Annotated in this window: 28 protein-coding genes and 2 tRNA genes; 16 read left to right on the plus strand and 14 right to left on the minus strand. The window is 44.4% G+C overall.

All coding sequences use genetic code 11. The annotated features are described in order from the left end of the window. Position 1: 1 nt before the first annotated feature. Positions 2 to 463 (minus strand): NifB/NifX family molybdenum-iron cluster-binding protein, encoded by a 462-nt coding sequence (locus K9W43_08340; GenBank protein ID MCF2137236.1) that lies wholly within the window; start codon positions 461 to 463, stop codon positions 2 to 4. A 128-nt stretch (positions 464 to 591) separates the two neighbouring features. Here K9W43_08340 and K9W43_08345 point away from each other — a divergent pair, with 128 nt between their 5' ends. Beyond that, complete coding sequence (locus K9W43_08345) at positions 592 to 1,809, plus strand: redox-regulated ATPase YchF (GenBank protein ID MCF2137237.1); 1,218 nt, start codon at positions 592 to 594, stop codon at positions 1,807 to 1,809. Positions 1,810 to 1,818: 9 nt separating this feature from the next. Here the strand turns inward: K9W43_08345 and K9W43_08350 are convergent, their stop codons facing one another. Next, positions 1,819 to 2,355, minus strand: coding sequence for a flavin reductase family protein (locus tag K9W43_08350; protein MCF2137238.1), 537 nt, complete (start codon positions 2,353 to 2,355; stop codon positions 1,819 to 1,821). Positions 2,356 to 2,462: 107 nt separating this feature from the next. Here K9W43_08350 and K9W43_08355 point away from each other — a divergent pair, with 107 nt between their 5' ends. From K9W43_08355 to K9W43_08375, 5 genes are all read left to right on the plus strand, one after another. Then, a complete protein-coding gene (locus tag K9W43_08355; protein MCF2137239.1) occupies positions 2,463 to 3,374 on the plus strand; it encodes a D-2-hydroxyacid dehydrogenase in 912 nt (303 codons plus the stop codon). 206 nt (positions 3,375 to 3,580) lie between these two features. Next, the gene (locus K9W43_08360) at positions 3,581 to 4,144 is read left to right on the plus strand and encodes a 50S ribosomal protein L15e (protein ID MCF2137240.1); all 564 of its coding nucleotides are present in this window, start codon (positions 3,581 to 3,583) and stop codon (positions 4,142 to 4,144) included. Between the two features lie 21 nt (positions 4,145 to 4,165). After that, the gene (locus K9W43_08365) at positions 4,166 to 4,627 is read left to right on the plus strand and encodes a hypothetical protein (protein MCF2137241.1); all 462 of its coding nucleotides are present in this window, start codon (positions 4,166 to 4,168) and stop codon (positions 4,625 to 4,627) included. A 1-nt stretch (position 4,628) separates the two neighbouring features. Then, on the plus strand, positions 4,629 to 5,318 hold the full coding sequence (locus K9W43_08370; protein MCF2137242.1) for a hypothetical protein: 690 nt from the start codon (positions 4,629 to 4,631) through the stop codon (positions 5,316 to 5,318). Continuing rightward, positions 5,315 to 5,635, plus strand: a complete 321-nt coding sequence (locus tag K9W43_08375) for a hypothetical protein (GenBank protein ID MCF2137243.1) — start codon at positions 5,315 to 5,317, stop codon at positions 5,633 to 5,635. The genes K9W43_08370 and K9W43_08375 overlap by 4 nt, the downstream gene beginning before the upstream one ends. Here K9W43_08375 and K9W43_08380 read toward each other — a convergent pair. The 4 genes from K9W43_08380 to K9W43_08395 all read right to left on the minus strand — a co-directional run bounded on the left by K9W43_08380 (position 5,628) and on the right by K9W43_08395 (position 7,726). Then, positions 5,628 to 6,044 (minus strand): M67 family metallopeptidase, encoded by a 417-nt coding sequence (locus K9W43_08380; protein MCF2137244.1) that lies wholly within the window; start codon positions 6,042 to 6,044, stop codon positions 5,628 to 5,630. The two genes, K9W43_08375 and K9W43_08380, sit on opposite strands and share 8 nt — an antisense overlap. A 13-nt stretch (positions 6,045 to 6,057) precedes the next feature. Beyond that, a complete protein-coding gene (locus K9W43_08385) occupies positions 6,058 to 6,495 on the minus strand; it encodes an Lrp/AsnC family transcriptional regulator (protein ID MCF2137245.1) in 438 nt (145 codons plus the stop codon). A gap of 140 nt (positions 6,496 to 6,635) precedes the next feature. Further along, positions 6,636 to 7,457 (minus strand): HD domain-containing protein, encoded by an 822-nt coding sequence (locus K9W43_08390; GenBank protein MCF2137246.1) that lies wholly within the window; start codon positions 7,455 to 7,457, stop codon positions 6,636 to 6,638. Between the two features lie 152 nt (positions 7,458 to 7,609). Next, a tRNA-Leu gene (locus K9W43_08395) sits at positions 7,610 to 7,726 on the minus strand. 409 nt (positions 7,727 to 8,135) lie between these two features. Between K9W43_08395 and K9W43_08400 the strand changes: the two genes are divergently transcribed. Next, complete coding sequence (locus tag K9W43_08400) at positions 8,136 to 8,783, plus strand: 30S ribosomal protein S3ae (protein ID MCF2137247.1); 648 nt, start codon at positions 8,136 to 8,138, stop codon at positions 8,781 to 8,783. Between the two features lie 121 nt (positions 8,784 to 8,904). Further along, a complete protein-coding gene (locus K9W43_08405; protein MCF2137248.1) occupies positions 8,905 to 9,315 on the plus strand; it encodes a hydrogenase iron-sulfur subunit in 411 nt (136 codons plus the stop codon). 8 nt (positions 9,316 to 9,323) lie between these two features. On the opposite strand, the gene K9W43_08410 is transcribed toward K9W43_08405, so the two are convergent. The 3 genes from K9W43_08410 to K9W43_08420 form a co-directional block, all read right to left on the minus strand. Then, positions 9,324 to 9,409, minus strand: a tRNA-Ser gene (locus K9W43_08410). 79 nt (positions 9,410 to 9,488) lie between these two features. Next, the gene (locus K9W43_08415) at positions 9,489 to 10,889 is read right to left on the minus strand and encodes a phosphoglucosamine mutase (GenBank protein MCF2137249.1); all 1,401 of its coding nucleotides are present in this window, start codon (positions 10,887 to 10,889) and stop codon (positions 9,489 to 9,491) included. A 102-nt stretch (positions 10,890 to 10,991) separates the two neighbouring features. Continuing rightward, positions 10,992 to 11,966, minus strand: a complete 975-nt coding sequence (locus K9W43_08420) for a phosphate uptake regulator PhoU (protein MCF2137250.1) — start codon at positions 11,964 to 11,966, stop codon at positions 10,992 to 10,994. A 133-nt stretch (positions 11,967 to 12,099) separates the two neighbouring features. Between K9W43_08420 and K9W43_08425 the strand changes: the two genes are divergently transcribed. Beyond that, entirely contained in the window at positions 12,100 to 13,731 is a 1,632-nt protein-coding gene (locus K9W43_08425; protein MCF2137251.1) for a DNA-directed DNA polymerase II small subunit, read from the plus strand. A 23-nt stretch (positions 13,732 to 13,754) separates the two neighbouring features. Here the strand turns inward: K9W43_08425 and K9W43_08430 are convergent, their stop codons facing one another. Continuing rightward, positions 13,755 to 14,666 (minus strand): CPBP family intramembrane metalloprotease, encoded by a 912-nt coding sequence (locus K9W43_08430; GenBank protein ID MCF2137252.1) that lies wholly within the window; start codon positions 14,664 to 14,666, stop codon positions 13,755 to 13,757. After that, positions 14,663 to 15,364, minus strand: a complete 702-nt coding sequence (locus K9W43_08435) for a hypothetical protein (GenBank protein MCF2137253.1) — start codon at positions 15,362 to 15,364, stop codon at positions 14,663 to 14,665. The genes K9W43_08430 and K9W43_08435 overlap by 4 nt, the downstream gene beginning before the upstream one ends. 200 nt (positions 15,365 to 15,564) lie before the next feature. Here K9W43_08435 and K9W43_08440 point away from each other — a divergent pair, with 200 nt between their 5' ends. The 7 genes from K9W43_08440 to K9W43_08470 all read left to right on the plus strand — a co-directional run bounded on the left by K9W43_08440 (position 15,565) and on the right by K9W43_08470 (position 22,118). Then, positions 15,565 to 16,302, plus strand: a complete 738-nt coding sequence (locus K9W43_08440) for a helix-turn-helix domain-containing protein (GenBank protein MCF2137254.1) — start codon at positions 15,565 to 15,567, stop codon at positions 16,300 to 16,302. 110 nt (positions 16,303 to 16,412) lie between these two features. Further along, positions 16,413 to 17,711: an HD domain-containing protein gene (locus tag K9W43_08445; GenBank protein ID MCF2137255.1), complete on the plus strand. Its 1,299-nt coding sequence runs from the start codon at positions 16,413 to 16,415 to the stop codon at positions 17,709 to 17,711. A gap of 86 nt (positions 17,712 to 17,797) precedes the next feature. Then, positions 17,798 to 18,742: a hypothetical protein gene (locus K9W43_08450; protein ID MCF2137256.1), complete on the plus strand. Its 945-nt coding sequence runs from the start codon at positions 17,798 to 17,800 to the stop codon at positions 18,740 to 18,742. Continuing rightward, complete coding sequence (locus K9W43_08455) at positions 18,739 to 19,659, plus strand: hypothetical protein (protein ID MCF2137257.1); 921 nt, start codon at positions 18,739 to 18,741, stop codon at positions 19,657 to 19,659. Before K9W43_08450 ends, K9W43_08455 begins: the two co-directional genes overlap by 4 nt. Before the next feature lie 11 nt (positions 19,660 to 19,670). Then, a complete protein-coding gene (locus K9W43_08460; protein ID MCF2137258.1) occupies positions 19,671 to 20,249 on the plus strand; it encodes a hypothetical protein in 579 nt (192 codons plus the stop codon). 74 nt (positions 20,250 to 20,323) lie between these two features. Next, positions 20,324 to 21,088, plus strand: a complete 765-nt coding sequence (locus K9W43_08465; GenBank protein ID MCF2137259.1) for an ATP/GTP-binding protein — start codon at positions 20,324 to 20,326, stop codon at positions 21,086 to 21,088. Positions 21,089 to 21,200: 112 nt separating this feature from the next. Further along, positions 21,201 to 22,118 (plus strand): RsmD family RNA methyltransferase, encoded by a 918-nt coding sequence (locus tag K9W43_08470; protein MCF2137260.1) that lies wholly within the window; start codon positions 21,201 to 21,203, stop codon positions 22,116 to 22,118. On the opposite strand, the gene K9W43_08475 is transcribed toward K9W43_08470, so the two are convergent. Genes K9W43_08475 through K9W43_08485 form a run of 3 tightly spaced genes read right to left on the minus strand, consistent with a single transcriptional unit; the run spans position 22,112 to position 24,213 of the window. Further along, positions 22,112 to 22,525: a hypothetical protein gene (locus tag K9W43_08475; GenBank protein ID MCF2137261.1), complete on the minus strand. Its 414-nt coding sequence runs from the start codon at positions 22,523 to 22,525 to the stop codon at positions 22,112 to 22,114. The genes K9W43_08470 and K9W43_08475 overlap by 7 nt on opposite strands. A 1-nt stretch (position 22,526) precedes the next feature. Next, the gene (locus K9W43_08480; GenBank protein ID MCF2137262.1) at positions 22,527 to 23,069 is read right to left on the minus strand and encodes an AAA family ATPase; all 543 of its coding nucleotides are present in this window, start codon (positions 23,067 to 23,069) and stop codon (positions 22,527 to 22,529) included. A gap of 16 nt (positions 23,070 to 23,085) precedes the next feature. Further along, positions 23,086 to 24,213 (minus strand): AAA family ATPase, encoded by a 1,128-nt coding sequence (locus K9W43_08485; GenBank protein MCF2137263.1) that lies wholly within the window; start codon positions 24,211 to 24,213, stop codon positions 23,086 to 23,088. Between the last annotated feature and the right edge of the window lie 115 nt (positions 24,214 to 24,328).

Below are 24,328 nucleotides of genomic sequence, written 5' to 3' on the forward strand. Positions count from 1 at the left end.
ATCACCACCCGCCACGTCCACGGCCGCCACCACGGCCCATACCTCGGCCGCCACCACGGCCATAGCCGCCACCACGGCCCATACCCATACCCATACCTGTACCAGAGGGCATATACGTCGGACCAGCGCCAGATGGAGGACTCAACGCGCCTCGGTTATATTGCTCAATTGCTTGTTGAACAGTACCACCAGTATTGAGAAGTATTTGAATTCCTGAACTCTGCAGAGCCGGAAATGCATTTGGCCCGACACTCCCAGTGATTACAACATTAACTCCTTTGGATGCCACATACTGTGATGCACGGACACCAGCACCACCAGCAGACATTGCAGCCTCATTTGGCACTGCCTCAAAGGCAAGTGTATCAGAGTCTACAAAGATAAAGTATGCACATCGCCCAAAACGTGGATCCACAGGAGCATCAAGAGTTGGTCCGGTGGAAGTAATACATAGTTTTGCCATTAGTTTCACCTATAATTTGTTATGAATCAATATGCGCATATTGATTCATAAAAACTCTTTGGAACGGTCATAACAACAACCATCTTTATCTTCAGTAAAGAACAGTGAATAGTCGGAAGTGTCAAAATATGGGTTTTAGTGTTGGGATTGTTGGAAAACCGTCATGCGGCAAGACATCGTTTACCAATGCCGCATGCATGACGGATTTCAAAATTGGAAGCTACCCATTCACTACAATCGAGGCAAATGTGGGAGTAGCTCATGTCAGAAGTCAATGTGCATGTACTGACTTCGGAGTAAAGGACAATCCAAAAAACTCGATCTGCATAGATGGCATTAGGCTAATTCCAATCAAACTAATAGATGTGGCAGGTCTCGTTCCAGGAGCCCACAAAGGTCGGGGTATGGGCAATCAATTTCTTGATGACCTTCGTCAGGCCGACGTGTTAATTCACATTGTTGATGCTAGTGGATCCCTTGATGCAGAGGGGCAAGAGGTCCCTGCGGGGAGTTACGATCCTGTAGAGGATGTAAAGTTTCTAGAGGAGGAAATAACGGAGTGGATTCTTGCCATAATCACGAGTGATTGGCGAAGAATCACGGGGCGAGTCAGAGCCGAAGGGGCAAAGCTGGATGAGTTATTAGTAGAAAAGCTCTCGGGCCTGAAGATATCACGCAAACATATTTTGAAAGCATTGAGAGAAGCAGACCTAAAACCTGAAACCTCGGACAAGTGGAGCGATGAGGAACTGAAAAAATTCGCACGTGCTCTACAACGAGTGGCCAAACCAATCATCATAGCAGCCAACAAAATCGACAGACCTGGAGCATATGAGAATTTTGAACGGCTGAGAGAGACGTTCCCAGACCTGCTGATCGTACCAGTTAGTGCTCTTGCAGAGAAGGTCTTGAAAGATTTGGATAAAAAAGGGATAATCAAATACATTCCGGGAAGCAAGGATTTCGAAATCATTGAGAGAGAGAAACTGAAATCACAAGAGCTGGCGCAACTTGAGAAGTTGAAAGAGGGCATCCTGAAAAAATATGGGGGAACCGGAGTACAACGCGTTCTAAACGATGCGGTATTTGGATTTCTTCATATGATCACAGTCTATCCAGTTCATGATGCAAACACATTGAGCGATAGTGATGGCAATGTGCTCCCTGATGTCTATCTTGTCCCTGAAGGAACAACAGCAAAGGAATTTGCCGGTGTCATCCATACCGACTTGATGGAGAGCTTCATTCATGCAATTGATGCTCGGACAAAGATGCGAATCTCTGACAAACATGTCCTCAAAGACCGCGATGTCATAAAAATTGTCAGTGCAAAGGGATCAAAGTAATCCAGACTATCAATTCATCTTTGATCCAAGGGACCAATATTCTCCAGAGAGAGGGATATAGGTAAATAATTTGGCCAAAGAAACATCAAGGTGCCCTTCACCAGTCAGAAGATCATCATCAATATGAACAGCAACAACCTTCGCAATGAAGAGATCATGCGCACCAAGATGGAGTATGTTAGTTATCGTACATTCAATATTGACGGGGCATTCTTTAATCATGGGACTGCCCACTTTTGTTGATGGGAACTCGGTGAACCGACATTCTCTAAACTTATCATAGTCACGACCAGATTTTGTGCCACAGAAGATAACCGACTCCAGTTGGTCGGAAGAGGGGATATTAAGCACAAAGTCATGGGCTTTTTTCAGAAGTTCATAACTGTAGCGGCTCGGCCGAATTCCTACTGCGACAGTGGGAGGATCACTACAGATATTTGCAATCCAAGACAATGTGATAATGTTTGAACTGTCACCAGATTTAACGCTCAATAGAACAACAGGAGCCGGAATGACTGCCGTCGATGGTTCCAATTCTTGTTTCATATGCAAAAGTGAGCGAAACGTGTTTATCAACTAGTGGTTTCGTCATATTTAAGACCAAGCTATGTACGCGCTCGTGTGAACTCGAAATCCCAGTTGGAGGCAACAGAATGGCACGAGTATTAGTAGCTGATCCAATCGCGGAATCCGCAGTAAAGAAGATGGCCGATGCAGGACTTGATGTCGTCATAAGAGATCAAGATACCGACGGTGCAATTGTAGAACAAATCAAAGGTTTTGATTGTATCATTGTTCGCAGTGCAACCAAGGTCACAAAGGAGGTCATTGATGCAGCAGACAAGCTTCGTCTAGTTGTTCGCGCAGGAGTAGGTCTCGATAATGTTGATCAAGAAGCTGCCAAAGCAAAGGGAGTCAAGGTCATGAACACACCTGAGGCCCCTACTGTGTCAGTAGCCGAGATGGTATTTGCACATATGTTTACACTTGCAAGAAACATGACACTCGCTGACAGCTCGATGAAGGATGAGCGGTGGGAGAAGAAGAAGCTGAAAGGCGTTGAGCTCTGGCAGAAGACTATTGGTATTATTGGATTTGGTCGTATCGGCCAAGAAGTGGCAAGAAGAGCCAATGCCTTTGGAATGCATGTTCTTGCGTATGATGTTGTTGATATTGACTCCGTATGCAAGGATCTTGGTGCAAAGAGATCTAGCCTTGAAGAAATTCTCAAAGAGGCAGATTATATCACACTTCATGTCCCATTAATCCCTCAGACAAGAGGAATGATTGGTGAAAAAGAATTCAAGATGATGAAGAAAACAGCATTCATTGTTAATACTTCTCGAGGAGGGGTCATTGATGAAAGGGCACTCCTCAAGGCCCTCGAGGAGGGAGAGATTGCTGGTGCAGGGTTGGATGTATTTGAAGCCGAGCCTCCAACTGACTGGAGCCTGATAAAACATCCAAAACTTGTCGCAACACCACATCTTGCTTCAACTACAGTTGAGGCCCAGGCCAGAGTTGGCGAACTGACTGCTGAAAAGGTCATCAATGAACTCACATAAACTAATTCGAAATGAGTGACTAATCGCTATATCTTTAAGGAAACAGGGATGGCAGAGAAACAATTCAAGCTCATAAAGAGTATTGAATTCTGCCATTCCTTTGTGTTGGCGGATACGTCCGCATGGGATGTGGCCAAATAGGCTGAACCAAAAACACAGAAGAGCGATACACAGCAAAGGAAGGAATTACTTTGGCGTACAAACAAATGAATGAAGTCTGGATTAAGGAGCAAAAGGAACGCTCTGAAATTGTCAGAAGTAGACTGATTGTTTGGAGAAAACAGGGGACAATTGTAAGACTCGAGAGACCTACTCGTCTTGGACGTGCCCGCGAACTTGGCTACAAGGCCAAACAAGGTTACGTGGTTGTCAGAATTAAGACTGGAAGAGGCCCACGAGAAAAACCACGACCCAGAATGGGACGCAAACCACGTAGTCTCGGTGTCAGAAAATATACTCCACAAAAATCAAGGAAATGGATTGCCGAGGAGCGGGCGGCTCGAAAATTCCCAAACCTTAGAGTTCTCAACTCATATTGGGTCGGATCGGACCACAAGTGGGTATTCTATGAAGTAATTCTAGTCGATCCGAACCATCCAGTGATATACAACGACCCCACCATTAATTGGATCTGCGACCCTACACAGAAAGGAAGGGTACACCGTGGATTAACATCTGCTGGAAAACGGAGCCGAGGCCTTCGGAGAAAGGGTAAAGGCGCCGAGAAGATACGACCTTCGTTAGCAGCCCACAAGAATCGTGGTAAATGAGTTGTTGCAAGGAGCTAACATATGACCTTTGTTGAGAGAGTCGAGGCAAGAGCCTATTCACGAGCCACAGAGGTGGTCGAACGAGTGAAAAAGGCCATCTTGGCTCTCTTTCCAGAGGAACTTGAAAAGAAAGTGACCATAAAATCGGTCAAAACAGAGGGGCATGCGCGAGTCCCAATCATTGTCATTACTGCACAGATCAGAGGGAAACATCAGGCACTTGTTACTCTTGAACATATTATCAAGCAGTTACCTGATGCCGATAAACAAGAGATTGCCCATACAATAGAGCAGCGACTCAACGAGAAATGCATTTTATTCTTCAGGTTTGACAAACAAGATGCCTTTAGGGGAGACATCCATCTTGCAACTAGACCAGACATGATCAGCGTCAAAGTATATCTGAGAGATCACCCAAAATGCAATAGAAAAGTCGTCATTAAGTTCATTCATGAGACCTTGGGAATAACGGAGAGAGAATAGAGTGGGAATAGATCTCAACGTTCAGATAGGAAAGAAGGATGTAATCGGGTTCGTGACTATGGCTGAACGTTTGAGTATAGACTATATTATTGCTGCAAGGTCTCAAGGGGAGAAGATCTCAACTTCAAATGAACAGGTACAGATACTACCACGTACAGACCTTACAGGTAATACTCTCAATGCATTAAGAACGCAGATAAATCAGACACGTAGAAGATCCATTATTGTGGCAGTCCCATTGAAAGGAATTAATATTGCAAATTGGGCAGCTGATGACGCAAGGATTGATGTGCTTACTCTCACAAGTAGAGAGAGGAAATATGGATTAAAAACGACAACTGCAAAATTGGCCGCGTCTTCGGGTATTGCCCTTGAACTACCAATACGACCATTACTGACAAGCATGGGTTTCGAAAGGTCTAAGATTCTAAAGATATATCGTGAGGCGACGACGACCGCACTTGAAGCAGGGATGCAAGTTGTCTTGTCGAGTGGCGCCCAAATTCCAATCGAGATGAGATCCCCCGCTGCGATAAGGTATATTGGAACGGTTGTGGGTCTAACTAAGAAATATCTACAAGATGCAGAAAAATGGGCACATAAACGGATTCTCCAAAACATGAGTCGTATGGATAAGGACTTTATAGCGCCGGGAATTAGAATAATCAATCGGGGGGAACACGATTCATGAAACCATACAGGAAACGCTATGTTCGATTTGAACTTGTGATGGAGGGAGATCAAGTTACTGACCAGCAAGTTGTGAATGCCATCAGAAAGAACTTGATGGGGCTCTACGGTGAGATTGCGGTTGCAGATTCTCGGGTCTATCTTCAGGACTATGATGAAGAGACTGGGCAAGGAGTGATTCAGGTCAACGAACAGATTTTAGAAAGGGTGTTGGCTGCCGCATCATTAATTTACTCTATCGAGGCAACAAAAATATCATTTATCCCAAAGACAACTTCGGGAACCATTCGAGCATTATCAAAGAAGCGAATCACGTAGTAATACAGGGGATTTCTACAACTATTGTATCAGTAAAATGAAACGCGTTGGAGATCCAAGCACCAGTCAAATTACTTGCAATAATCCATACAACGGGGTTTAGTTTCATATATGTCATGTCGGTTGTGGATGGTCGTGGGGGTGCAGGATGAGAATGAAATATCCCAACTAGTTCGATCTTCTGCTGTTCTGCGCGAATAAGGAGTTCATATTCAGCAGCAGGATCTACTTCAAAACGTGTGGGAGAGTTTGCAATATTCTTCATCGGTTCAACCGAGGTCACAATGGCAATACGGTCTTTTAGCACACCAAAGAGAAGCGCAACTGACTCATTTGGAAGACATTGTTCAGCGAGATCATAGAGCGCGGATAATTCATCCGAGGGAATATGAATAGCAGAGATGTGCATTATTCAAAACGCCTCAGAATGGAGATTTCACCGTTTCGAGGACAATACAGGTCTCTACTTCTCCGACACCAGGTACTTTTCCAAGACGACGCTCAAGAAAATCACGCAATTGCCCTAGGTCGTTCACTGTGACTTTAAGCATTAGCCCACAGGCGCCGTCAAGAAAATAGGCCTCATCGACTTCGTCATAGTTTCGGACAGTTTCCGCAATGATCGTTGCCTGTTTCATCATCGCCTTGACACGGATCATAGCACAAATGTGACGGCCCATTTTCAGAGGATCAAGAACAACTGTAAACTGTTTAATGACACCTTCCTTCCGCAAACGTCTAACACGCCGCCGAACGGTGACCTCCGTCTTGCCCACAACTCCAGCAATGTCTGAAAAGGACATACGTCCATCCTGCTGTAAGAGGGAGATGATTTTTTTGTCGGTCTCATCAAGTTCCACAGGTTCGACCTCTCTGGGTACACATTATTTGTTGTGGCCCCAAAGCACAGATGCGCGTATTCGTACATATACCTTCCGAAATGTGTACGAAGTCATTAATCAAAACACCCTTGCTGCGTGAAGACAAACATAATATCCCGTTATAAAATCTGTAACTCTTTTGTCAGGATACGCTCCTCTTGACTCGACATTACAATATAGAGCTCGATATGATCCAAGAGCTGGGGCGCACTTCTAATTTTCTTTTCTAAAAGTTCTTGTATTTGGAATATCCCAGAGGCATTACTCATCTCAATCTCGATCCGAACTGTCTTGTTGGTCCCCCGTTTAATACGTACACGACGGATTGCCATAGCTGAGGCGGAATGAATATTCACACTGCCAGCCTCAAATGGAATTCTGGCTCGACCAGAGGTCATATCAAGAGCATCAGCCACACCAACCACTCCAGCCTCGATCGTTGTGGGGCGGATGAGTTTATCGTGCGCATAAATGGCATGAAGGACATGGCCTCTAACATGTACTTGTTTGTGCTTGTCATCAGGGTATATAGACTCAAGAAGTCGTTCAACTATGGGGGTTGCCAGAAAGACGGAAAATTCATTGTGTTGTTCCCGATGAACGCTCATCCCGATATCATGTAAATAGCAGCCAAGAAGGACTATCAATTGGGCATCTTGAAATGTGCCAGTTTCTTCTTGGACTATAGTAGGTTGAACCTTTGCACTAAGCTTGTCAAGTAGTTCAATCCCGTTTTTTGTGACGATCAATGAATGGATATGGCCATGGTCGCTATAGCCAAGTCTGTCAATAGCCATTCGATTGGTATCTTCTAGTACTGTCTGAACCTCAAGATTAGACTCTAATGCGTCAAAGGCGGTCAAGCATAATGGATTCTTCTTGAACAGCCGACGCACTCTATCACTCAGTGTAGCTCGCGAGTGCTTTTGTTGCTTTGCCATTTTTTCACCTCTAAATTATTTCGCACATTTGGCTATCTACATTGTTATAGGGGCTCCTAATTATAGAACTACAAATGTATACTTGCACTATCAAAACATGATGCACATATGAGAACAAGTGGCGTATCTAAAAAGTAGTGGAAAGATGGAAGTGGTGCGGAGGGCGAGATGTATTCAGCAAGGGGATCACCCTACGCTTTTGAACTCGCGAACTTCTACAAGACCAGATCCTAAGTCTGGCGCCTTTGACCTGGCTTGGCAACCTCCGCATGGTATATTGAAAAGTGGCAACCAAAGTCGTTTAAAAGATTACCATATTGAGAAGAAGAAGAGCAAGTTACTCCTTAACTTCCCAGAGATTACTGCACCGTGGGCAGCGATACGTCTTTTTGTATCCGCCACTACTCAAAGGTTCACGCTTTACAAGAGCAATATCTTTGTTCCCGCATCTTGGACAAGTCACATCTGTCATAACTTAGTACACCAAGTATAAACATTTGAAATGACATATCTAATTTGTTATGGGGGAGAATAGCAAGTAGAAGCGCGTATCTTTAACCACGTCACAATGTTTTTATTCGCCTCGTAAGATGTCGCGCAGACCCCTAAGGCTGACCATAGGTGGTCGTGTTATTCTCTGGACTTGAAATCAATGTCCAGTAAGAGCGTGATGAACAGATGTCTTCAAGAAGCAGACAAGCAGCGGCCCGAACCCGTGACAAGTGGCGAGAGAAAGTATGGTACCAGATTCTGGCACCGGAATATTTTGACAACAAAGAGATAGGTCTCACACTGGCCAGCAATCCCGAACTATTGATAGGCCGCACCGTCCAACCCACGCTCTATGACATCACAACTAATTTCGATCAGATACATGTCAAGTTAAAATTTAAAATCGTGGACATCGTTGGTCAGCAGGCAAAGACAATATTTCATGGCCATGAGTGGAGTTCGGACTATTTGAGAGGCCTAGTCCGAAGAGGGACATCTCGAATTGATTGGATCGGCCCTATTCTCACAAAAGATGACTATCTGATGAGAATCTCAGTCATTGTCTTCACAACAACAAGGGCAAAGACAAGCCAAGAGAAAGCCGTTCGAAAAACAGTAGAGAGTGTCATTCGGGCTCATGCAAAGAAACATACATTCAACGAACTTGTTCAGAAAGTCGTTCTTGGGGAGCTTGCTCAAGAGGTTAGAGAACAAGTCAAGGTGATCATCCCAATTAGACAGTGTGAGATTCGTAAGAGTAAGGTGCTCAAGGGACCCGAAGAGGTCAAAGCACGACGCGCCAGACTCAGACGGGGAACGGCCAAATCACAATAAAGTTTGGTCATTTAAAGAGAGATGCACGTGGAGCCGATAGAGGCTCCACTTATTTCTTGATATCTGAAAGATTATATGGCCGAGTGAAACTCACACCGCCACCTCAGTCAGGTGGAGTGAGATGCCTCCTAAGGACATGAATATAATCGTATTTGGCTGCATGCAATGTATGTATGCCGCTGCAGACCTTGCAGGAACTATGAAGCTTCAATATGATGTCAGTGCTAGAATAATCCGAATGCCCTGCACGGCCAGACTTGACATCAACTTCGTACTAAAAGCACTCCAAGAAGGAGCTGATGGCGTTCTGGTAGTTGGCTGCCACCCTGGAGACTGTGCGTACAAGACTGGAAATTTGGGGGCTGAAAGGCGGGTTCGCTTTGCACGTAAACTGATTGCTCAGTTAGGCCTCAATGAAAATCGTGTAAGAATGGTTTTTGTCAGTGCTGCTGAAGGAGACAAGTTTGCCAGTGAGATCAGTAAATTCGCAGAGGAGATTAGGGAGATGGGGCCCAATCCAATCAGATTATGAATAGAATATGGCGCCGAGGACGAGATTCGAACTCGCGAGCCACTGAGGGCAACGGTTTTCGAGACCGTCTCCGTAACCACTTGGATACCTCGGCACTGAAATAACAGATTAACATGTATCTGTATGTATGAGCTGTATCTTGCCACTCAATTTAACATTAATGCTATTGGAACTCATGTTTGTTGTTGTTGGGCTGCCTCAAGCGCCGCGTGCATCACATTACGCGCAGTGACAACCAGTCTATTCAGAGATCGCTCAGTTCTAGCCCCTGCATACAGACGGGCCTTAGGTTCGGTCCCAGAAACCCGAACTAGAACATAAGATCCATCAGTACAGTCCACACGCACACCATCAATGTCTAGAACCTTATCGACTCCAGAAATTTCTTCGGGAAGCATGGAAAGGACTTGTTGAATGAAAGAGCGTTTTAGCTTGTCAGGGCATTTAATGAATTCACGGACCATCGGATATTCGGGGATTGTAGCCATCAATCGTTGACAACTCCCCGAGCCAAGTTCATCTACTAACTGAGCAAATCTCGAAGCGCCTGCAATACCATCCATCCATGGGCCCAGTTCCATGAATATGGGTTTCCAAGGTTCTGATGCAAAGATAATCTTTCCAGAGGCATCATGTGCAATCTTCTCTTGAAGAGATCCCAAGGGCATACGTACAACTTCACCACCTGCCTTTTCCACAACCTCATCGATTACACTTGAAGTGTCAATAGAAGTCACGACCACACCAAAGCCATGACGCTCAATTTCATCACGAGCAAAAAGGGCAATGACTCGGTTCTGATCAATAAACTGACCCGCCTCATCAATAACTGCCAATCTATCGCCATCTCCGTCATGGCAAAGAGTGACTGCATAATCCGAGCCTGCCGCCATCTTCATGGTATCGGCGAGATTCTTGGGGGACGGCTCGGCGGGCCGACCCGGAAAATGACCATCTTGATGAGAATTAATTGTAACAACCGAAAATCCAAGATCATGAAGAAGTGCAGGGGTATAGCCAGTTGCTGCCCCATTTGCAAGATCAAGTAACAACTTGGTGCCCTTGCTTTCAACACCTCGAGAGAGAAGGAACTTCTTAACATATGAGAGATATTTCTCTTGAATGTCGAAATATCTCAGAGAGCCAATACGGTTCCAATCAGCCACAATAAACGCTTTACTTCGCAGTAGTGCTTCAATTTTAATCTCCTCTGATCGAATAAATTCACGACCGTTCACAAAGAATTTGAAACCATTATCCGTGGGAGGATTGTGACTTGCTGTAATAATAACGGAGGAGTCAATTGAGGGAAGGGTGCTAGAGTATGCAACAGTAGGCATAGGGACTATTCCAAGATCAATGACATTAACACCAGTTGACAAGACTCCAGAAAGAAATGAGCTTCGAAGCATCTCACGTGAGGTTCGAGCATCGGTACCTATGGTCACCGTTCCGGAACCGTTTAAGATTGTGCCCAATGCACGACCAAGACCTTGTGCGAAAGAGATGTTAATACGTGTAATATTGCCTCGAATGCCTGATGTTCCAAAGATTTTTTCTGTATCCGCAGTCATTCTTCTTTCTCCACAATACAAGTTCCTGCGCTAATCTCAGGCTCTAGAAAAGACCAATTGAGTCTTCCTAAATGAAGATGAACAGGCCCAACTACAAACCACCTATTCCTGTGGCAGAGCAAGATCAACTATGTCCTTTGCGGCCTCCCCTATCTTTTGCATACTGTCAACAACAAGGAGATGCGATTGAGAAAATTTGTGAGGGGAGATAATGAGATCGTGACGGAGCTGTGTGGCTGAAGAGATGAGGTCCTTCTCCGCCATCATGACCCACGAAACCTTTTTGGAGTCGAACTTGAAAAGATTAGTGACAGATTTTGTCAGCATCTCTTTTACAAGTGTGGCAAGTGGTTTAATCTTCTCAATGAGATGGGGGTCAAGCTGCTCGCCAGTTTGCGATGCTATATCTACCGCAAGATCAGCGATCCGCTCGATATATTGCACGGCCAGACGGAAATCGAGAGCCTCTACTGGAGCTATATTCATCTTCTCCGAAATACTTGGATATTGAATAGCAGATCGTAACTCGCGGACAATAAGGAAAAAGAGCCGGTCCACTTCTTCGTCGCGCTGTTGAACTTCAAGAGCTAATTCTTGATCCCCGTTATAGAATGCCGAAAGCGCATCATTAAGCATCCGTGTAGCTATTAGATTCATTCGTTTCATTGCCTTGTCAACAGGAATTGTGGACGGATCAACTAAACATTGCACAACAAGCTGATGGTCGTCCTCATCTGTCACCTCTAATGCAACAAACCTCTTGATGATATTTCGTAGTTCCATACGTTGAGCATTAGATATTGTGGACTCACTAACGACGCGAATCTCATCAAAACCCAGCAGATATTTGCTTGTGATAGACCAACGTAGATTCGAAGTGATACTGACCGTTGTGGAACGCGGCACGCCTGCCTTTGGCAATCGTGGATCGATAATAAGACACCCGTCTTCTCTCTCGGAGATTACTACAGAATCGCCTTTCTTGAGATCGCGCCCCAGGACCCATTTTTTGGGGAGGACCACCAAGAAAGAGCTTCCATCCTTACCACCTGTTTGCTGTAGTCGCCGGATCTCCATTGTATAACCTTCTAGACACTAATCATCCCAAGTAGAACGTACAATTCTTATTATGATTGCGAGAGGTAATAGAGTCAACAGCCACATCTGAATCTATATAGTTTGATAAGATTGTCAAGGACATGGTGTTCTATTGAATCCCGCTACACGAAAAACTGTACTCAAGATGTTTATTAAATCGGGTCTACAGATTGCCCCAGATGCACTTGAACTAATAATCACGCTAGACACACCAATAAAGTGGGCAAATAAAATCATTCAGTCGAATATCGATGCGGCAGCTGTACCAGTAATTTCACGTGGGCTTATAGAAGAAATGATTCTCGTGAAATCGAAACAAAAACCTGTGAACGAATCACCTATACAAATGGAATCCTCGACGACTGAACAGGACTTGCACGATGCGGGAACCAAGCAGCAAAAACCAAGTAAAGAGGCAATTCGAATACTCAAAAGCCCAACGATAGACATGGTGGGGTCACTCGGTCAAGTAGAGGATTTCCATGAACTCTTCATAGACAGATTTCATCAAATCAAGAAAATATACATGGGACGGATTGACACGCGTAATGCCATTCCCATTAAATCTGCAATTATGAAAAAACAAGAATCCTTCAGAATCAAAGCATTGAAACGTAGAGAGGGAAAAAGGCAGAAACCAACGGAAACGAAAGTCATTGGAATGGTCAAGAGTAAGAGCATTTCCCGGTCAAAAAATATAATAATTGAGCTAGAAGACGAAGAGGCGTCAATGGTCTGTGTCATTCCGTCAGGGCGCAAAGGCATCCAAGGTAAGGAGCTGAGCAAAAAAGGAGAGGCAATACTTCTTGATGAGGTCATTTGCATTTCGGGCTATGTTGATCAGGATGGCAGACTGATTGCAGATGAGGTTCTTTTTCCAGATGTCCCGGCAGCCCGCGAGATTGGAAGATCTAAAAGAGAGGTCTATGCTGCATTTATTTCGGATCTTCATATTGGTAGCAAAGAGTTTCTAGAGGATGAATTTGACCGATTTATCGAGTGGCTAAAAGGAAAAGATGTACCGGACAATAAACGGGAGATTGTCGAAAAGACGGAGTATCTCTTTATTGCCGGAGACCTCGTAGATGGAGTAGGGGTATATCCGGGTCAAGAAAAAGATCTAGTGATACCAAGTATCCATGACCAATACGAACTTTTGGCCAGCAAGCTTGAAAGACTTCCCAAACATATTAAAATTATATCCATCCCGGGAAACCACGATGCCTGTCGTCAGGCACTTCCAAAACCACCTATTCCTGAAGAATTCGCAGAAGCACTTTATTCATTGGGGGACAGAATATTGATGCTAGGAGACCCTAGCTTAATTTCAGTTGAGGGTGTAAAAATCTTGATGACTCATGGAGATTCTCTGGACGACCTTGTGACCCAGATTCCCGGAGCGTCATATCGACAGCCAGCGCTTCCAATGATAGAATTGCTCAAGAAACGACATCTCGTTCCCATGTATGGCGGAAAGACAGAACTAGCACCACTTCACAAGGATTGGATGGTCATTAACAAGGTACCAGATATTGTCCATTTTGGGCACGCCCATCACAATGCTGTCAACAATTATAGAGGGATACAAGTAATAAATTCTGGAACTTTTCAAAGCCAGACGGATTTTATGAAAAAACAAGGAGTGATCCCCACACCAGGAATTGTGACATTTGTCAATCTTAGGAACGGTGCGCCAACTGTCGAGACCTTTTTTGATTTTTCAAAAATGATGGATGATCTATAACTCATCTTAGAACGCCGAATACCTCAGTGCGCTCTAGTAGAAGGTCTAAACCATCCAATAATTCGTTCTAATTTATATTTGTAAAGTAATAGAGAAAAGATCACGATAGTTGCCATGAAAAAGATACCACTTAATGCGATTTGAAGAGGATCACGTGTAGGAGTATCAGGACCCTGCATGCCAGAAGAGGCCCCAAATTTGAAAGACTCGTTGAAGAAATTGATCAGTGTATGTGCAACTATTGTACCTGTGAGAGCAGTCGTACTTGTGAAACGGATATAGTAGATTGCAAAGAAGAGTCCAAGAATACCTGAGAACACGACTGACACAAAAATATCTGAAATAAGCGCGGCGCCTGTCTTACCATTTGCAAAAGGCCAGCAAATATGCCAAAGACCAAAAAATGCAGCCGATAACAGCATGGACCGATTGATGCTCATACGGGTTCGGAAACCATGATAAAGAATACCTCTGAAGAGAGTTTCTTCCATGATTGCATTAATAAATACAAAAAGAAACTCATACCAGAGAAAATCAACAAATTGAATGTGAACCGTAAGCAGCGAAGAGGCTCCAGTCAAGCTAGCATAAAGAAGGGTGGGGAGAACTACTCCAGTAAAATAAAAGGATAGCCCCAATAATATACCAATTATCAGATTAGGGCGTAGATGTGCCCGAGTAAGCCCCAGAATAGGCTCAATCTCAGACCTGCGGTAAACCCAGAACACGCCTAATAATATTCCAAGGGGGAAAAGTTTGGAGGGGAGAATATTGAGAAGAGTACTGCCAAGCCCTAGCACAAAAATGTCTACAACCCGCCACACGATCCCAATCGAGAGAATAATAATTGAGAGAGAGAAGAGACTCATTCTTGTTAAGAGCGGGGGGCGAGTATCTTGGGGAGGTGTAGTGCGCACATCTGCGACTTGATTCATGATAGCCCCTCCACGTTAGAGGATATGACAGGTGTATCCTTGGACATTTTGACTGTTTCTGGCCGTTGCTGAGAGCGACTATGGCGACGCCAGGGATTTACAAGAGCAAGTCCTGCAACAATTGTACTGGCAGCATTGAAAATACTATTGAGAATCAAATCCGTGGCTATGATTTGCCCGATTGATGCAAAAATCAGAGAAACAACCATAAGATCGCTCCGGACCTCCCGAAGTCTTTTGGTCTTCCATGTGATGGTAAAAGTTGCAGCCAATGTTACAGTAGTGACCAAGACTAATGGAACACATAGCAACAGAATCATCTCGGCTGAGGGAGATAGTATAACAACCAAAGCCCAGTACAACCCGATGGCGAAAAGTGTTCGTGCATGAAGTTTCTGCCCGCGTGGCCACCAGATTTGAAGTAATGCCGCCAAAATAGGGAGAACCGTAGCCAAGATAACAACGGTGCGAATTTTAAATAAATCAAGAGTCATTCCAATAGAGGTAATTATTGGGAGTAATCGGATAAGATTGTTAACGGCATGCGCAATAAAAGTCACTCCAAAGACAAAAGGGAGATCAGAGAGCAATCGTTGCTCTTGCCTATGCCAAATCATAATGAGATAGACCCCAACAAAAATGGAAATGAAGATGGTAACGAAGAGAAACATAATCTGATAGTCGAACAGAATCTGCATGATGTGCACCTTACTATGACCTTCAAGACAATGAGCCATGTAGCTTCATTGTGCTCCGAGTTATTGTGAGTTGAGAACTACTTAAGGTCGTATACAATTTCAGTTGGAGTTCAATGGCACATCAGATAGTACAAGTAGATGTAATAACATCTAAACAGTCAATACGTCAAATTTTTACAGTCAAGGGGGAATTGAACACCATGAATCAGACTGAAACTCTCAAGCGTCTGGCTGAAATAATTGCAGGGGAGATTTGTCTCTCTGAGACCGAACCAGGAGGAGTAATGAGAAGATGGCGTGAGCGGTTTCAGGTATCTCAGAAAGATCTTGCCACTCACCTTGGGGTCTCACCATCAGTAATTAGTGATTATGAGAGTGGTCGTCGCAAGTCGCCTCGTGTTGAAACAATCAAACGATTTGTTGAAGGGCTCATTAGCATGGATGCTGAAAATGGAGGGAGAATAGCTATGGCCCTTGAAAAACTCATTACGCCAGATATTGCATCCGAAGCAATCTTAGATAGTCGAGAATTTGGTGTACCAATTCCCGCACATGTATTGACCGAACACCTTCAATGCAGAGTTCTCACACATAGTTCTCTTCTTGAACGGGATATCTATGGATACACGGCACTTGATAGTGTGCGTGCAATTGTATCACTTGCACCTCAACAGCTGCTACGATTGTATGGAGGCACGACCCAGAGGGCTGCGATTCTGACAAAGGTGTCAACTGGGCGATCGCCCATGGTTGCAATCAAAGCCAGTCAGATTGGCACCTCATCCGCAGTCAAACCCGCTGTCGTCATTCTCCATGGTGTCCAGAACCTTGATCCGCTAGCAGTCAAAATTGCAGACAGTATTCATCTTCCGCTTTGCGTTTCGGAGGTGGAGTCAGAGGAGCAGTTAATTCAAATCTTAAGATCCTTTAACAGGTGAACTTGCCAGAACTCACACATTCAAATGACTTTGCTTATATTATATAAGCAATGTTTCCACTGACAGACGGGCCATTAATTCCAAATGTCCGCCCCAAATGAGGCTGCCCAATGAAGAAATACATAGAAGTAAACGATCCAATCCACGGATTTATCGAACTTTCTGAATTAGAAACGAAGATAATTGATTCGGCACCATATCAACGCCTTCGAAGAATTAAACAGCTGTCAGGAGGGCATTTTGTATATCCCACAGCAGAACACACCAGGTTTGGTCACTGCATGGGAGCACTGTATTTAGCCTCGCGCCTGGGTGAAAAGTTACTGCCTTCAATTGGGTTGGACGAGGATACAATTCAGGATGTGCGTATTGCTGGACTTCTCCATGATATTGGCCATGGACCATTTAGTCATGTATTTGAAGAAGCCCTAGTTGAGAGGAGAGGTCAGAATCATGAAGACATTACTGAGTGGATAATTCAAAAGAGCGTATTAGGGGACATCCTCACAGATGGGGGTGTATCTAGCAAAAAAATAGCAGATCTTGTAAGAGGTCGGTGGTCAAAGAAAAAAGATGCTGTTCCGGCGGGGATAGTCGCAGGGCAAATAGATGTAGATAAAATGGACTATTTGGTACGAGACTCGTTTTATTGTGGAGTCAGTTATGGATTCATAGATGTGGATCGCCTCATCGATAGTGCCGAAGTTGGGGATGATTACATTATAGAATTTAACGTGGCTGCACGAGGAACTCTAGAGGCATTTCTGGTTGCCAGATATGAGATGTTCATGAATGTCTATTATCACAAGGCGGTTCGCAGTGTAGAAGTGATGTTGGTCAAATTGATGAGAGCTGCGGATAATGCATTAGGTCTTACAACATTTCAGACACCCGAGGAATTTTTAGAACTTGATGACATATCTCTGATTTCACAAATTCGCGAATTGGACCCCTCTCTCTCTGAAGAGGCAACAGAGGCAGTAAGAATGGTCAAACGATTAGATTCACGAGACCTCTACAAGCCAGCATTTGAAAAAATCCTTCATACGGATGACAAATTTGTTTCCAAGGTTTTGACAAAGCATGATGTCCGAAAGAGTCTTGAACGAGAGATTGCTGAAGCGGCCAAAATCAGCCCATCTGAAGTAATTGTTGATGTGCCAACCCTCCCGTCGGTCCCACATAACCCGCGCCAAATAGAGACCCCAATGGAGATCAATGTGTTTGAATTCGTGGAGGGCCAAAAGACAAGTCGAAATCTCTCAGTACTCTCCAAGATTGCTGAAATGATGAAAGGGTACCTTGATGTGATTAGAGTATATACAAACAAGGAGCATCGGGCAATTGTCGAACGTGAGGCGCGTAAGTTGTTTCAGGAAACACCAACAGCTGCGCAGATACACATGTGAAGCAGGCAAACATAGTCTCAAAGACTTGTGGTGATTAAATACTCTGAACTTGGATATAATCCCAGAAGTCAACTGGGGCTATGTGTTTGAAAAGTGAACTGAACGAGGCTCTTCAAGACATCCGAGAGATATCGGGTGTTGAAAACGTAGTACTTGTACAGCGAGATGGAGTTCCTGTTGCAAGTGCAGGTGTATGGTTTAGCAAGGAAGAGGTCTTTGCAGTCGCCTCATCCACCTGTGCGATCTATGGAGTTGCACGTATTGTACATGGGAACTTCAAATACCTACTCATGGAGAGCACAAACTCCAAGGTGTTCATTGCTTCCCTTCCAGGGGGCATCAATTATTTTCTCACTGTCACCACGGCTCCAAGAGTCAATCTCGCTGCCCTATTTATTGAGATGAAACAGAATTTGTCACGTATTACATTTTTACTGAAACAACACCTCGAAAACAATCTCCCACCGTTACGAACCTATTCCTCTAATGAAACAGACGATATTCTACAAGGATTTTCAGTCATTGAAGGCCACAAAATGCAGAACGATGTTTCATTTCCGGTCATCTCAATAGATCGCTCACGTGCCCTCGCACTTCGAGAGATTCTTCGACAGATCACAGATACAATTCCAGGTACACTGTCCGCATTCTTTACATTAAATGGCGGGATTCGCGTAAGTCTCACGGGATTCTCAGATGACCGACTGGCAGCCATGACTTTTGCGTTGTATGATGCCTCTGAAAGAGTTATCCGTACTCTACGAAACACAAACCTTGAACGGGTCACTTGTGAAGGCGCACATGGACGCCATTTTATTTATGCGGTCCCCAATGGAGTATTCAGTCTCTGGGTATCTCATAATGCACAAAAACTTGGACTTGTCCGACTCTTGCTCAAACACTACATCACTGAGGCCAATCGGATTTTAGAAACAGTCGCTTCACAGTCAGAGATTCCTCAAGAACTCAAAGAATTGTTGTTGATGGGATCTATGGAAACTGGCAGGATTTTTACGAGGGGAGAGCCATGAGATATTCTATACTAGAGATGATAGACCTTCTGGACGATCAATTCCCTGTGTTATTGCATGCCGTACTACATAGATTCCCCATTTTGGTGATTGGTGAAAATACTGAGAGTGTTGATGACTTTGTTGACAGTCTAGTCTCATTAGCACCTCATCGGCATCAGCTTGTCTTCTGGCGGGATTTCACAACTGAAGATGATATAATCTCTGTATGGATGGAAGAACGGCATAACTATGATGTTGCTCGTACGATTGTCTGTAGCAAATCCGCAAACATTCGTCTTGTATTAGATAGGATCTCTAACTTTACAGGATGGATAGTTGGGGTGCCCTTTGGCTCGCGTACACTCGGATTAAACATTGATGAGGCATTAGTACAACAGCTCTACCGTACAGTGGAACAGGAATCGCGCAATGTGGGAGTTCTAGAACTCAAAACACGATCGCAGGTTCAATTTCGAACCCTACACCCAATACAAAACAAACTCGAAGTCGAAAAGCATGTTGTTGATAAGATTCTGACTCGGAAAAAGCAATCACTAGAACGAATTAGAAGATTACTTAAGAAATCAATTCGGGGGACAGCGGTTCCAGAAACGTTTGTGAAAGAATTACTTCAATTAAATGAGGAGGCAGTGCTAATTACTAAAGATATGTTCAATGAAGAGATCAGTGGCTTCGTTCATGCGGCACATAGGGCCGCAACAATTCTTGCAAGAATACGTTTTGCAAGAGAGTTAGGAGCTCCTACTAAATTGACAGAGAGGAACCTATTCGAGGCGATCGGTTGGGATATTGGGCATCTGGGAGAGATAATCCAGTTTGTCAACGCTGAATGGCATGAAGACTTTTCCGACTGCGTTAGTGGAGATACGTTCCTTGGGCTTGGAGCATGGGTTGATAGCATGTGGGGAGCATAGGAGGGCGAACAATGATTGTAGACTATGGATCACGCACAATTGGATTGAAGATTGTATTTTTTGGCCCTGCGATGAGCGGGAAGACAACATCAATACGGTGGCTATTCTCTGCATTAGATGTCTTTGATAGACTCACTGCTATTGAAAATACTGTAGGCCGAACAATGTTTTGCGATTTCGGAACCATTCCGATTCCAATTGCAGGAGGATGGTCGGTCAATGCACACGTATGGACTGCAACAGGACAGGACTTTTACAGATCGACTCGTGAGGTGGTCATGGTGGGCACGGACGGAGTCATCTTTGTGGCAGACTCGCAAAGAAGTCTGATGGATGAGAATAGAGCAAGCTGGAATGAACTAATGCTCTTACTCGAAAACGAATGCAGGTCATTGCCGATAGTTGTTCTCTTGAACAAGCAAGATATCCCAAATCCGATTGGCGAAACCGAGCTTCGTAGATCGCTTGACATTCCAGATGCGATTCCGGTCTTCAGAACAGTCGCAAAAGAGGGCAAAAACATCATGGAGTCGTTCCAGGTTATTTTCCAGAGTGCAATCCGGTCAAGTGTTTTATCACAGTCATCCTAAATCTTTGCTAAAAGAATTGTATCTCGCTATGCTTATCACGGTGTAGTATAAAGTATAGCGAGGCGTGAATAGATATGTTCATTTCATTTATTGTAGGAACTGCCGGCTCAGGAAAATCATTGTTGACAGCCGCACTAGAAAAGTGGCTTATATCATTGGAGGCCAGCGTTGCCATTGTCAATCTTGACCCAGGTGTAGATAGCCCACCTTACACAAGCGATGTTGATGTGCGAGAGTACGTGGACTATAACGACATAATCAGTACTTTTGGTCTTGGACCAAATGGGGCTCTTGTTGCAGCCATCGATATGGCAGTCAATCATGCCCAAGAGATGAGAGAGGAGATTATTGATACTGCTGCCGAGTACGTCATTGTCGATTGCCCCGGGCAAATGGAACTCTTTGCATACCGTAATTCGGGGCCGCTCATGGTCTCGGAACTTGCAGCCGACGACCCGGCCCTTGCGATATATTTGATGGATGCAAATATAGCACGCACTCCAGAGGGATATCTTTCATCATTGTTATTGGGAATCTCAATCAATATGAGATTTGGACTACCTCAACTGAATATTCTTAGCAAACCAGATGTGCTAATAAACGACAAAGTCGTGGAGATTGCCTCATGGGGAGAAGAGCCATACCTTCTGGAAACCGCCCTATCCAATAGTGAACCCAGTATTGCACGTGAATATGCGGAGGCTGTATTACATATGCTTCAAGATCTTGGTGGAGGGACGGGCGTAATTCCTGTGTCGGCTAAACAAATGACAGGGATGGAGTCGCTGTATGGGGAGATGCAACAAATTTACCTTGGAGGGGACAACATAGAACATTAAAGATGATGGCAGGAATGAGGACGTGAACAAGTATTTTTTAATAATCGGAGGGGAACAAACTAGTCTCGCAAGAGCAGAAATTGAGTCATTACTCAGGGCATATGACTCATCTATGACTGTGTCATGGAATGGACGGGTAGGTCTCATCAATGCCGTGCAAAATCCAATTCGATTTCTATTAGAGAGAGCAGCATACTTACGAGAGGCTGGTGAAATAATCGGGATAATTCATCAAGATAGAGAAATAGATGAGAGCAATATTCGCGAGGCCGTAGCTGCCGATACCACCTTTTATGTACGAGGCTTTAATGTAGACCAACCGCGTAGTGGGGGCCATAGCATATCGGTCGAAATTGGAAAAATAATGAAAAAGATCACACGGGCAAAAGTGTCATTTAGTGACAAAGGAGTAAGACTACGTGCGATTGATATGGGCAATGAAATCATAATTGGCAAGGCAATCGAATCACGTACACGCAAGTTGCTCAAAATACGAAAAGGAAATGCGCGTGCGTTCTTTCATCCATCGGTTATGAATGCACCCCTTGCAAGAGCAATGTGTAATCTGGCTCAAGTGATGCCCGGACAAATCATGTTGGATCCGTTCTGTGGGGGTGGTGGAATTTTATGCGAGGGAGCTCAACTAGGTGCGAGTGTGATAGGTGTGGACATGAATTGGCGGCTTCTTCAGGGTGCTAAAAAGAACCTCTGGCAAATAGGAAACCGGTCAGGCGTGCTTGTTCAGGCAGACGCCCGGTCATTGCCGATTAGTCATGTCGATGCAGTTGTAACGGATCCACCTTACGGACAGACAAGCTCGACACGTGGAGATAGAGCTGATCATCTGGTAGACAGATTACTGGATGAGCTTGAAGGGGTCATGACAGTCGGAGGTAAACTATGCATATGTAGTGAAAAGAAAATGGCCATAGGAAACATCATTCATAATAAAGGGTTGACCGAGGATATTTGTATTTCAGTCCGAATACATAAAAAAATGATTAGAGAGATCAGAGTAATCTCTTACTGAAACACAATCTGACCATCTTTAGTTAATGGAGTGAACCAAGAGAGGAACTGCTGAAAATCGTCTTCATTCTCAAAGATAAAACGAATATCTATTGACCCCAATGGGGGAGCTTCGTCGTAGCTATCGACAATTCGAACACGCCCTATGTAGGCTGCCTGCTTATCCAACATCATAAGAGTAGCATGCCCTGTGGAATTGCCTATCAAATGTGACCTAACTGCATCTATAATTCGCTGTTCAAATATACGAGACCGAAACCAATCGAGATTGTGTAAGTTATCGGTAAAAGACACCAGCAATGAATCAACACAATCAAACGAAAGAGCCGGAAAGAGATTAGTCAGTGCTGTATGAACTTTGCTCTCATCTTCGGTCGGAAAAAGAACGGTCTCAATCTCCAAATGCAATTCAAACAAGCCTCCGAGCTGCACGTCGTATGTTTTCTTGAAGAGAGTCAAGTGAACCTTCATTCACAATCATAATGTCCGCCAGAGCAATTACACCACCAAGACCAACAGAGATTTCGCGCATATCACGCTCACGGAAAGTTTCAAAATCCGGAGGAGAATCTTTACGCCCGCGACTCTGCAAGCGGGTAAATCGTGTCATCGGGGCAGAGTGCACACAGACAATCGTCACAGTATCAGAGAATTCTTTGAAGACATCTACTTCAGCCAGACTTCTACAACCCTCGATAACAACCTCAGCAGCATCCAATGTATTGATGTGAGGTATGCATCTCTTAGCAACTGCACCAAGGCCGTCCATTTCACGCAATTCGAGCATTATTTTTCGAGTGTTTAGGGGAGTAGGCTCTAAGCCACGGCTACGAACTTCAGAACGTATCACATCACCCATCACGATTAGTGGAATCTTAAATTCCTCATGCAGAATACGGGCCACCTCACTCTTTCCAGCCCCCGGCATTCCTGTGATAATCACAAACTTCACGCAAATCCCTCTGACTTCAAACCATATAATCCGGAGATTCCTTTGATCTGATCTTTTCAAGCACAGCATTAACAATATGTGACGGTATCACATCCATGTCTGAAATCAATGCAATATGGAAGGATTCCTTTAATAGTCTATCACGAAGGTCGCGTCCGGAAAAGCCTTCAGTCCTTGCAGCCAATTGGGCTAAATCGGCTTCGAGAGGGATGGGGAGCCTAGATGCATACATCTTGAGCAACAACAATCGTTCTTTTACATCAGGCAGATTAAATTCAAACACAGCATCAAATCGACTACGTAGCGCTCGATCTAATAGCGGCAATGCATTTGTGGCGCCAATCACAACAACTCCGGAGGATTCATCGGTACTATCCAGCTCGCCCAATAATGCCGTGACTACTTCGGACACATCCCCTCTAATAGATTGGAAAGACCGTGCAAGTCCGATAGCATCAAGCTCGTCTACAAAAACAATACTTGGAGATTCTTCACGTGCCTCGTTAAAAAGCGTAGAGATTCTTCGGCCGCCGTCCCCCACATGAATTCCAATAAGATCTGATGCCTTTACTAAAAATATCTGCGCATTAGCCTCTTGCGCCAAAGCTCGTGCGGTCATGGTCTTACCTGTACCAGGAGGACCATGAAACAGGACTGCACGTGGAGACCATTCACCAAATCGAGCAGGATCCTTGAGATATTTCAAAATCAACATACATTTTCGTTTAACTTGTTCATGCCCAACTATATCATTCAATGTGTAGCGTGAAGGAATAGGAGGCTTTGGAGCAACAGCGGATTTTAGTTGGATAGTAGTTGTACGGGTCACCACAGAATCTTCGGGAGTGACCTCGGCAACACGAAATGCAAAATCGGGCATTACATACCTGTCGAAGAGATACATCCCAGAATAGAGTACACTGCCCATCCATTGCTCACGCGCATAATCCGTAAATAACTCTTGATTATCAATTTCAAGTCCAACAGGTTTGGGATCCCCTCGCAATCTAAAGGGATATCCGACTGGTTCAAGTACGACCAACTCAGCACTTCGTACCTCATGATGCTTGTGTTTGCTTGCTTTCTTTGTGGAATCGCGGGATGAGGCAGGTAAATCCATACCTGATTCTTTTCGACGGGTCAAGGTAATTAGTCACCAGCAAACACCACAAATGATTCTGCTTTAAGACTATCTTTCGTGACCTACAAACAAAACTGACATATTTGTTGACTCCCAGCTTTGCGTGTATATCGATAAT

Source organism: Candidatus Thorarchaeota archaeon (assembly GCA_021498125.1).
In the GTDB taxonomy this organism is placed as follows: domain Archaea; phylum Asgardarchaeota; class Thorarchaeia; order Thorarchaeales; family Thorarchaeaceae; genus B65-G9.

Coding starts and splice junctions, on each gene's coding strand:
- K9W43_08340 (MCF2137236.1), bottom strand. CDS start 463: ATGGCAAAACTATGTATTACTTCCACCGGACCAACTCTTGATGCTCCT.
- K9W43_08345 (MCF2137237.1), top strand. CDS start 592: ATGGGTTTTAGTGTTGGGATTGTTGGAAAACCGTCATGCGGCAAGACA.
- K9W43_08350 (MCF2137238.1), bottom strand. CDS start 2,355: ATGAAACAAGAATTGGAACCATCGACGGCAGTCATTCCGGCTCCTGTT.
- K9W43_08355 (MCF2137239.1), top strand. CDS start 2,463: ATGGCACGAGTATTAGTAGCTGATCCAATCGCGGAATCCGCAGTAAAG.
- K9W43_08360 (MCF2137240.1), top strand. CDS start 3,581: ATGAATGAAGTCTGGATTAAGGAGCAAAAGGAACGCTCTGAAATTGTC.
- K9W43_08365 (MCF2137241.1), top strand. CDS start 4,166: ATGACCTTTGTTGAGAGAGTCGAGGCAAGAGCCTATTCACGAGCCACA.
- K9W43_08375 (MCF2137243.1), top strand. CDS start 5,315: ATGAAACCATACAGGAAACGCTATGTTCGATTTGAACTTGTGATGGAG.
- K9W43_08380 (MCF2137244.1), bottom strand. CDS start 6,044: ATGCACATCTCTGCTATTCATATTCCCTCGGATGAATTATCCGCGCTC.
- K9W43_08390 (MCF2137246.1), bottom strand. CDS start 7,457: ATGGCAAAGCAACAAAAGCACTCGCGAGCTACACTGAGTGATAGAGTG.
- K9W43_08400 (MCF2137247.1), top strand. CDS start 8,136: ATGTCTTCAAGAAGCAGACAAGCAGCGGCCCGAACCCGTGACAAGTGG.
- K9W43_08405 (MCF2137248.1), top strand. CDS start 8,905: ATGCCTCCTAAGGACATGAATATAATCGTATTTGGCTGCATGCAATGT.
- K9W43_08415 (MCF2137249.1), bottom strand. CDS start 10,889: ATGACTGCGGATACAGAAAAAATCTTTGGAACATCAGGCATTCGAGGC.
- K9W43_08420 (MCF2137250.1), bottom strand. CDS start 11,966: ATGGAGATCCGGCGACTACAGCAAACAGGTGGTAAGGATGGAAGCTCT.
- K9W43_08430 (MCF2137252.1), bottom strand. CDS start 14,666: ATGAATCAAGTCGCAGATGTGCGCACTACACCTCCCCAAGATACTCGC.
- K9W43_08435 (MCF2137253.1), bottom strand. CDS start 15,364: ATGCAGATTCTGTTCGACTATCAGATTATGTTTCTCTTCGTTACCATC.
- K9W43_08440 (MCF2137254.1), top strand. CDS start 15,565: ATGAATCAGACTGAAACTCTCAAGCGTCTGGCTGAAATAATTGCAGGG.
- K9W43_08445 (MCF2137255.1), top strand. CDS start 16,413: ATGAAGAAATACATAGAAGTAAACGATCCAATCCACGGATTTATCGAA.
- K9W43_08455 (MCF2137257.1), top strand. CDS start 18,739: ATGAGATATTCTATACTAGAGATGATAGACCTTCTGGACGATCAATTC.
- K9W43_08460 (MCF2137258.1), top strand. CDS start 19,671: ATGATTGTAGACTATGGATCACGCACAATTGGATTGAAGATTGTATTT.
- K9W43_08465 (MCF2137259.1), top strand. CDS start 20,324: ATGTTCATTTCATTTATTGTAGGAACTGCCGGCTCAGGAAAATCATTG.
- K9W43_08470 (MCF2137260.1), top strand. CDS start 21,201: ATGACTGTGTCATGGAATGGACGGGTAGGTCTCATCAATGCCGTGCAA.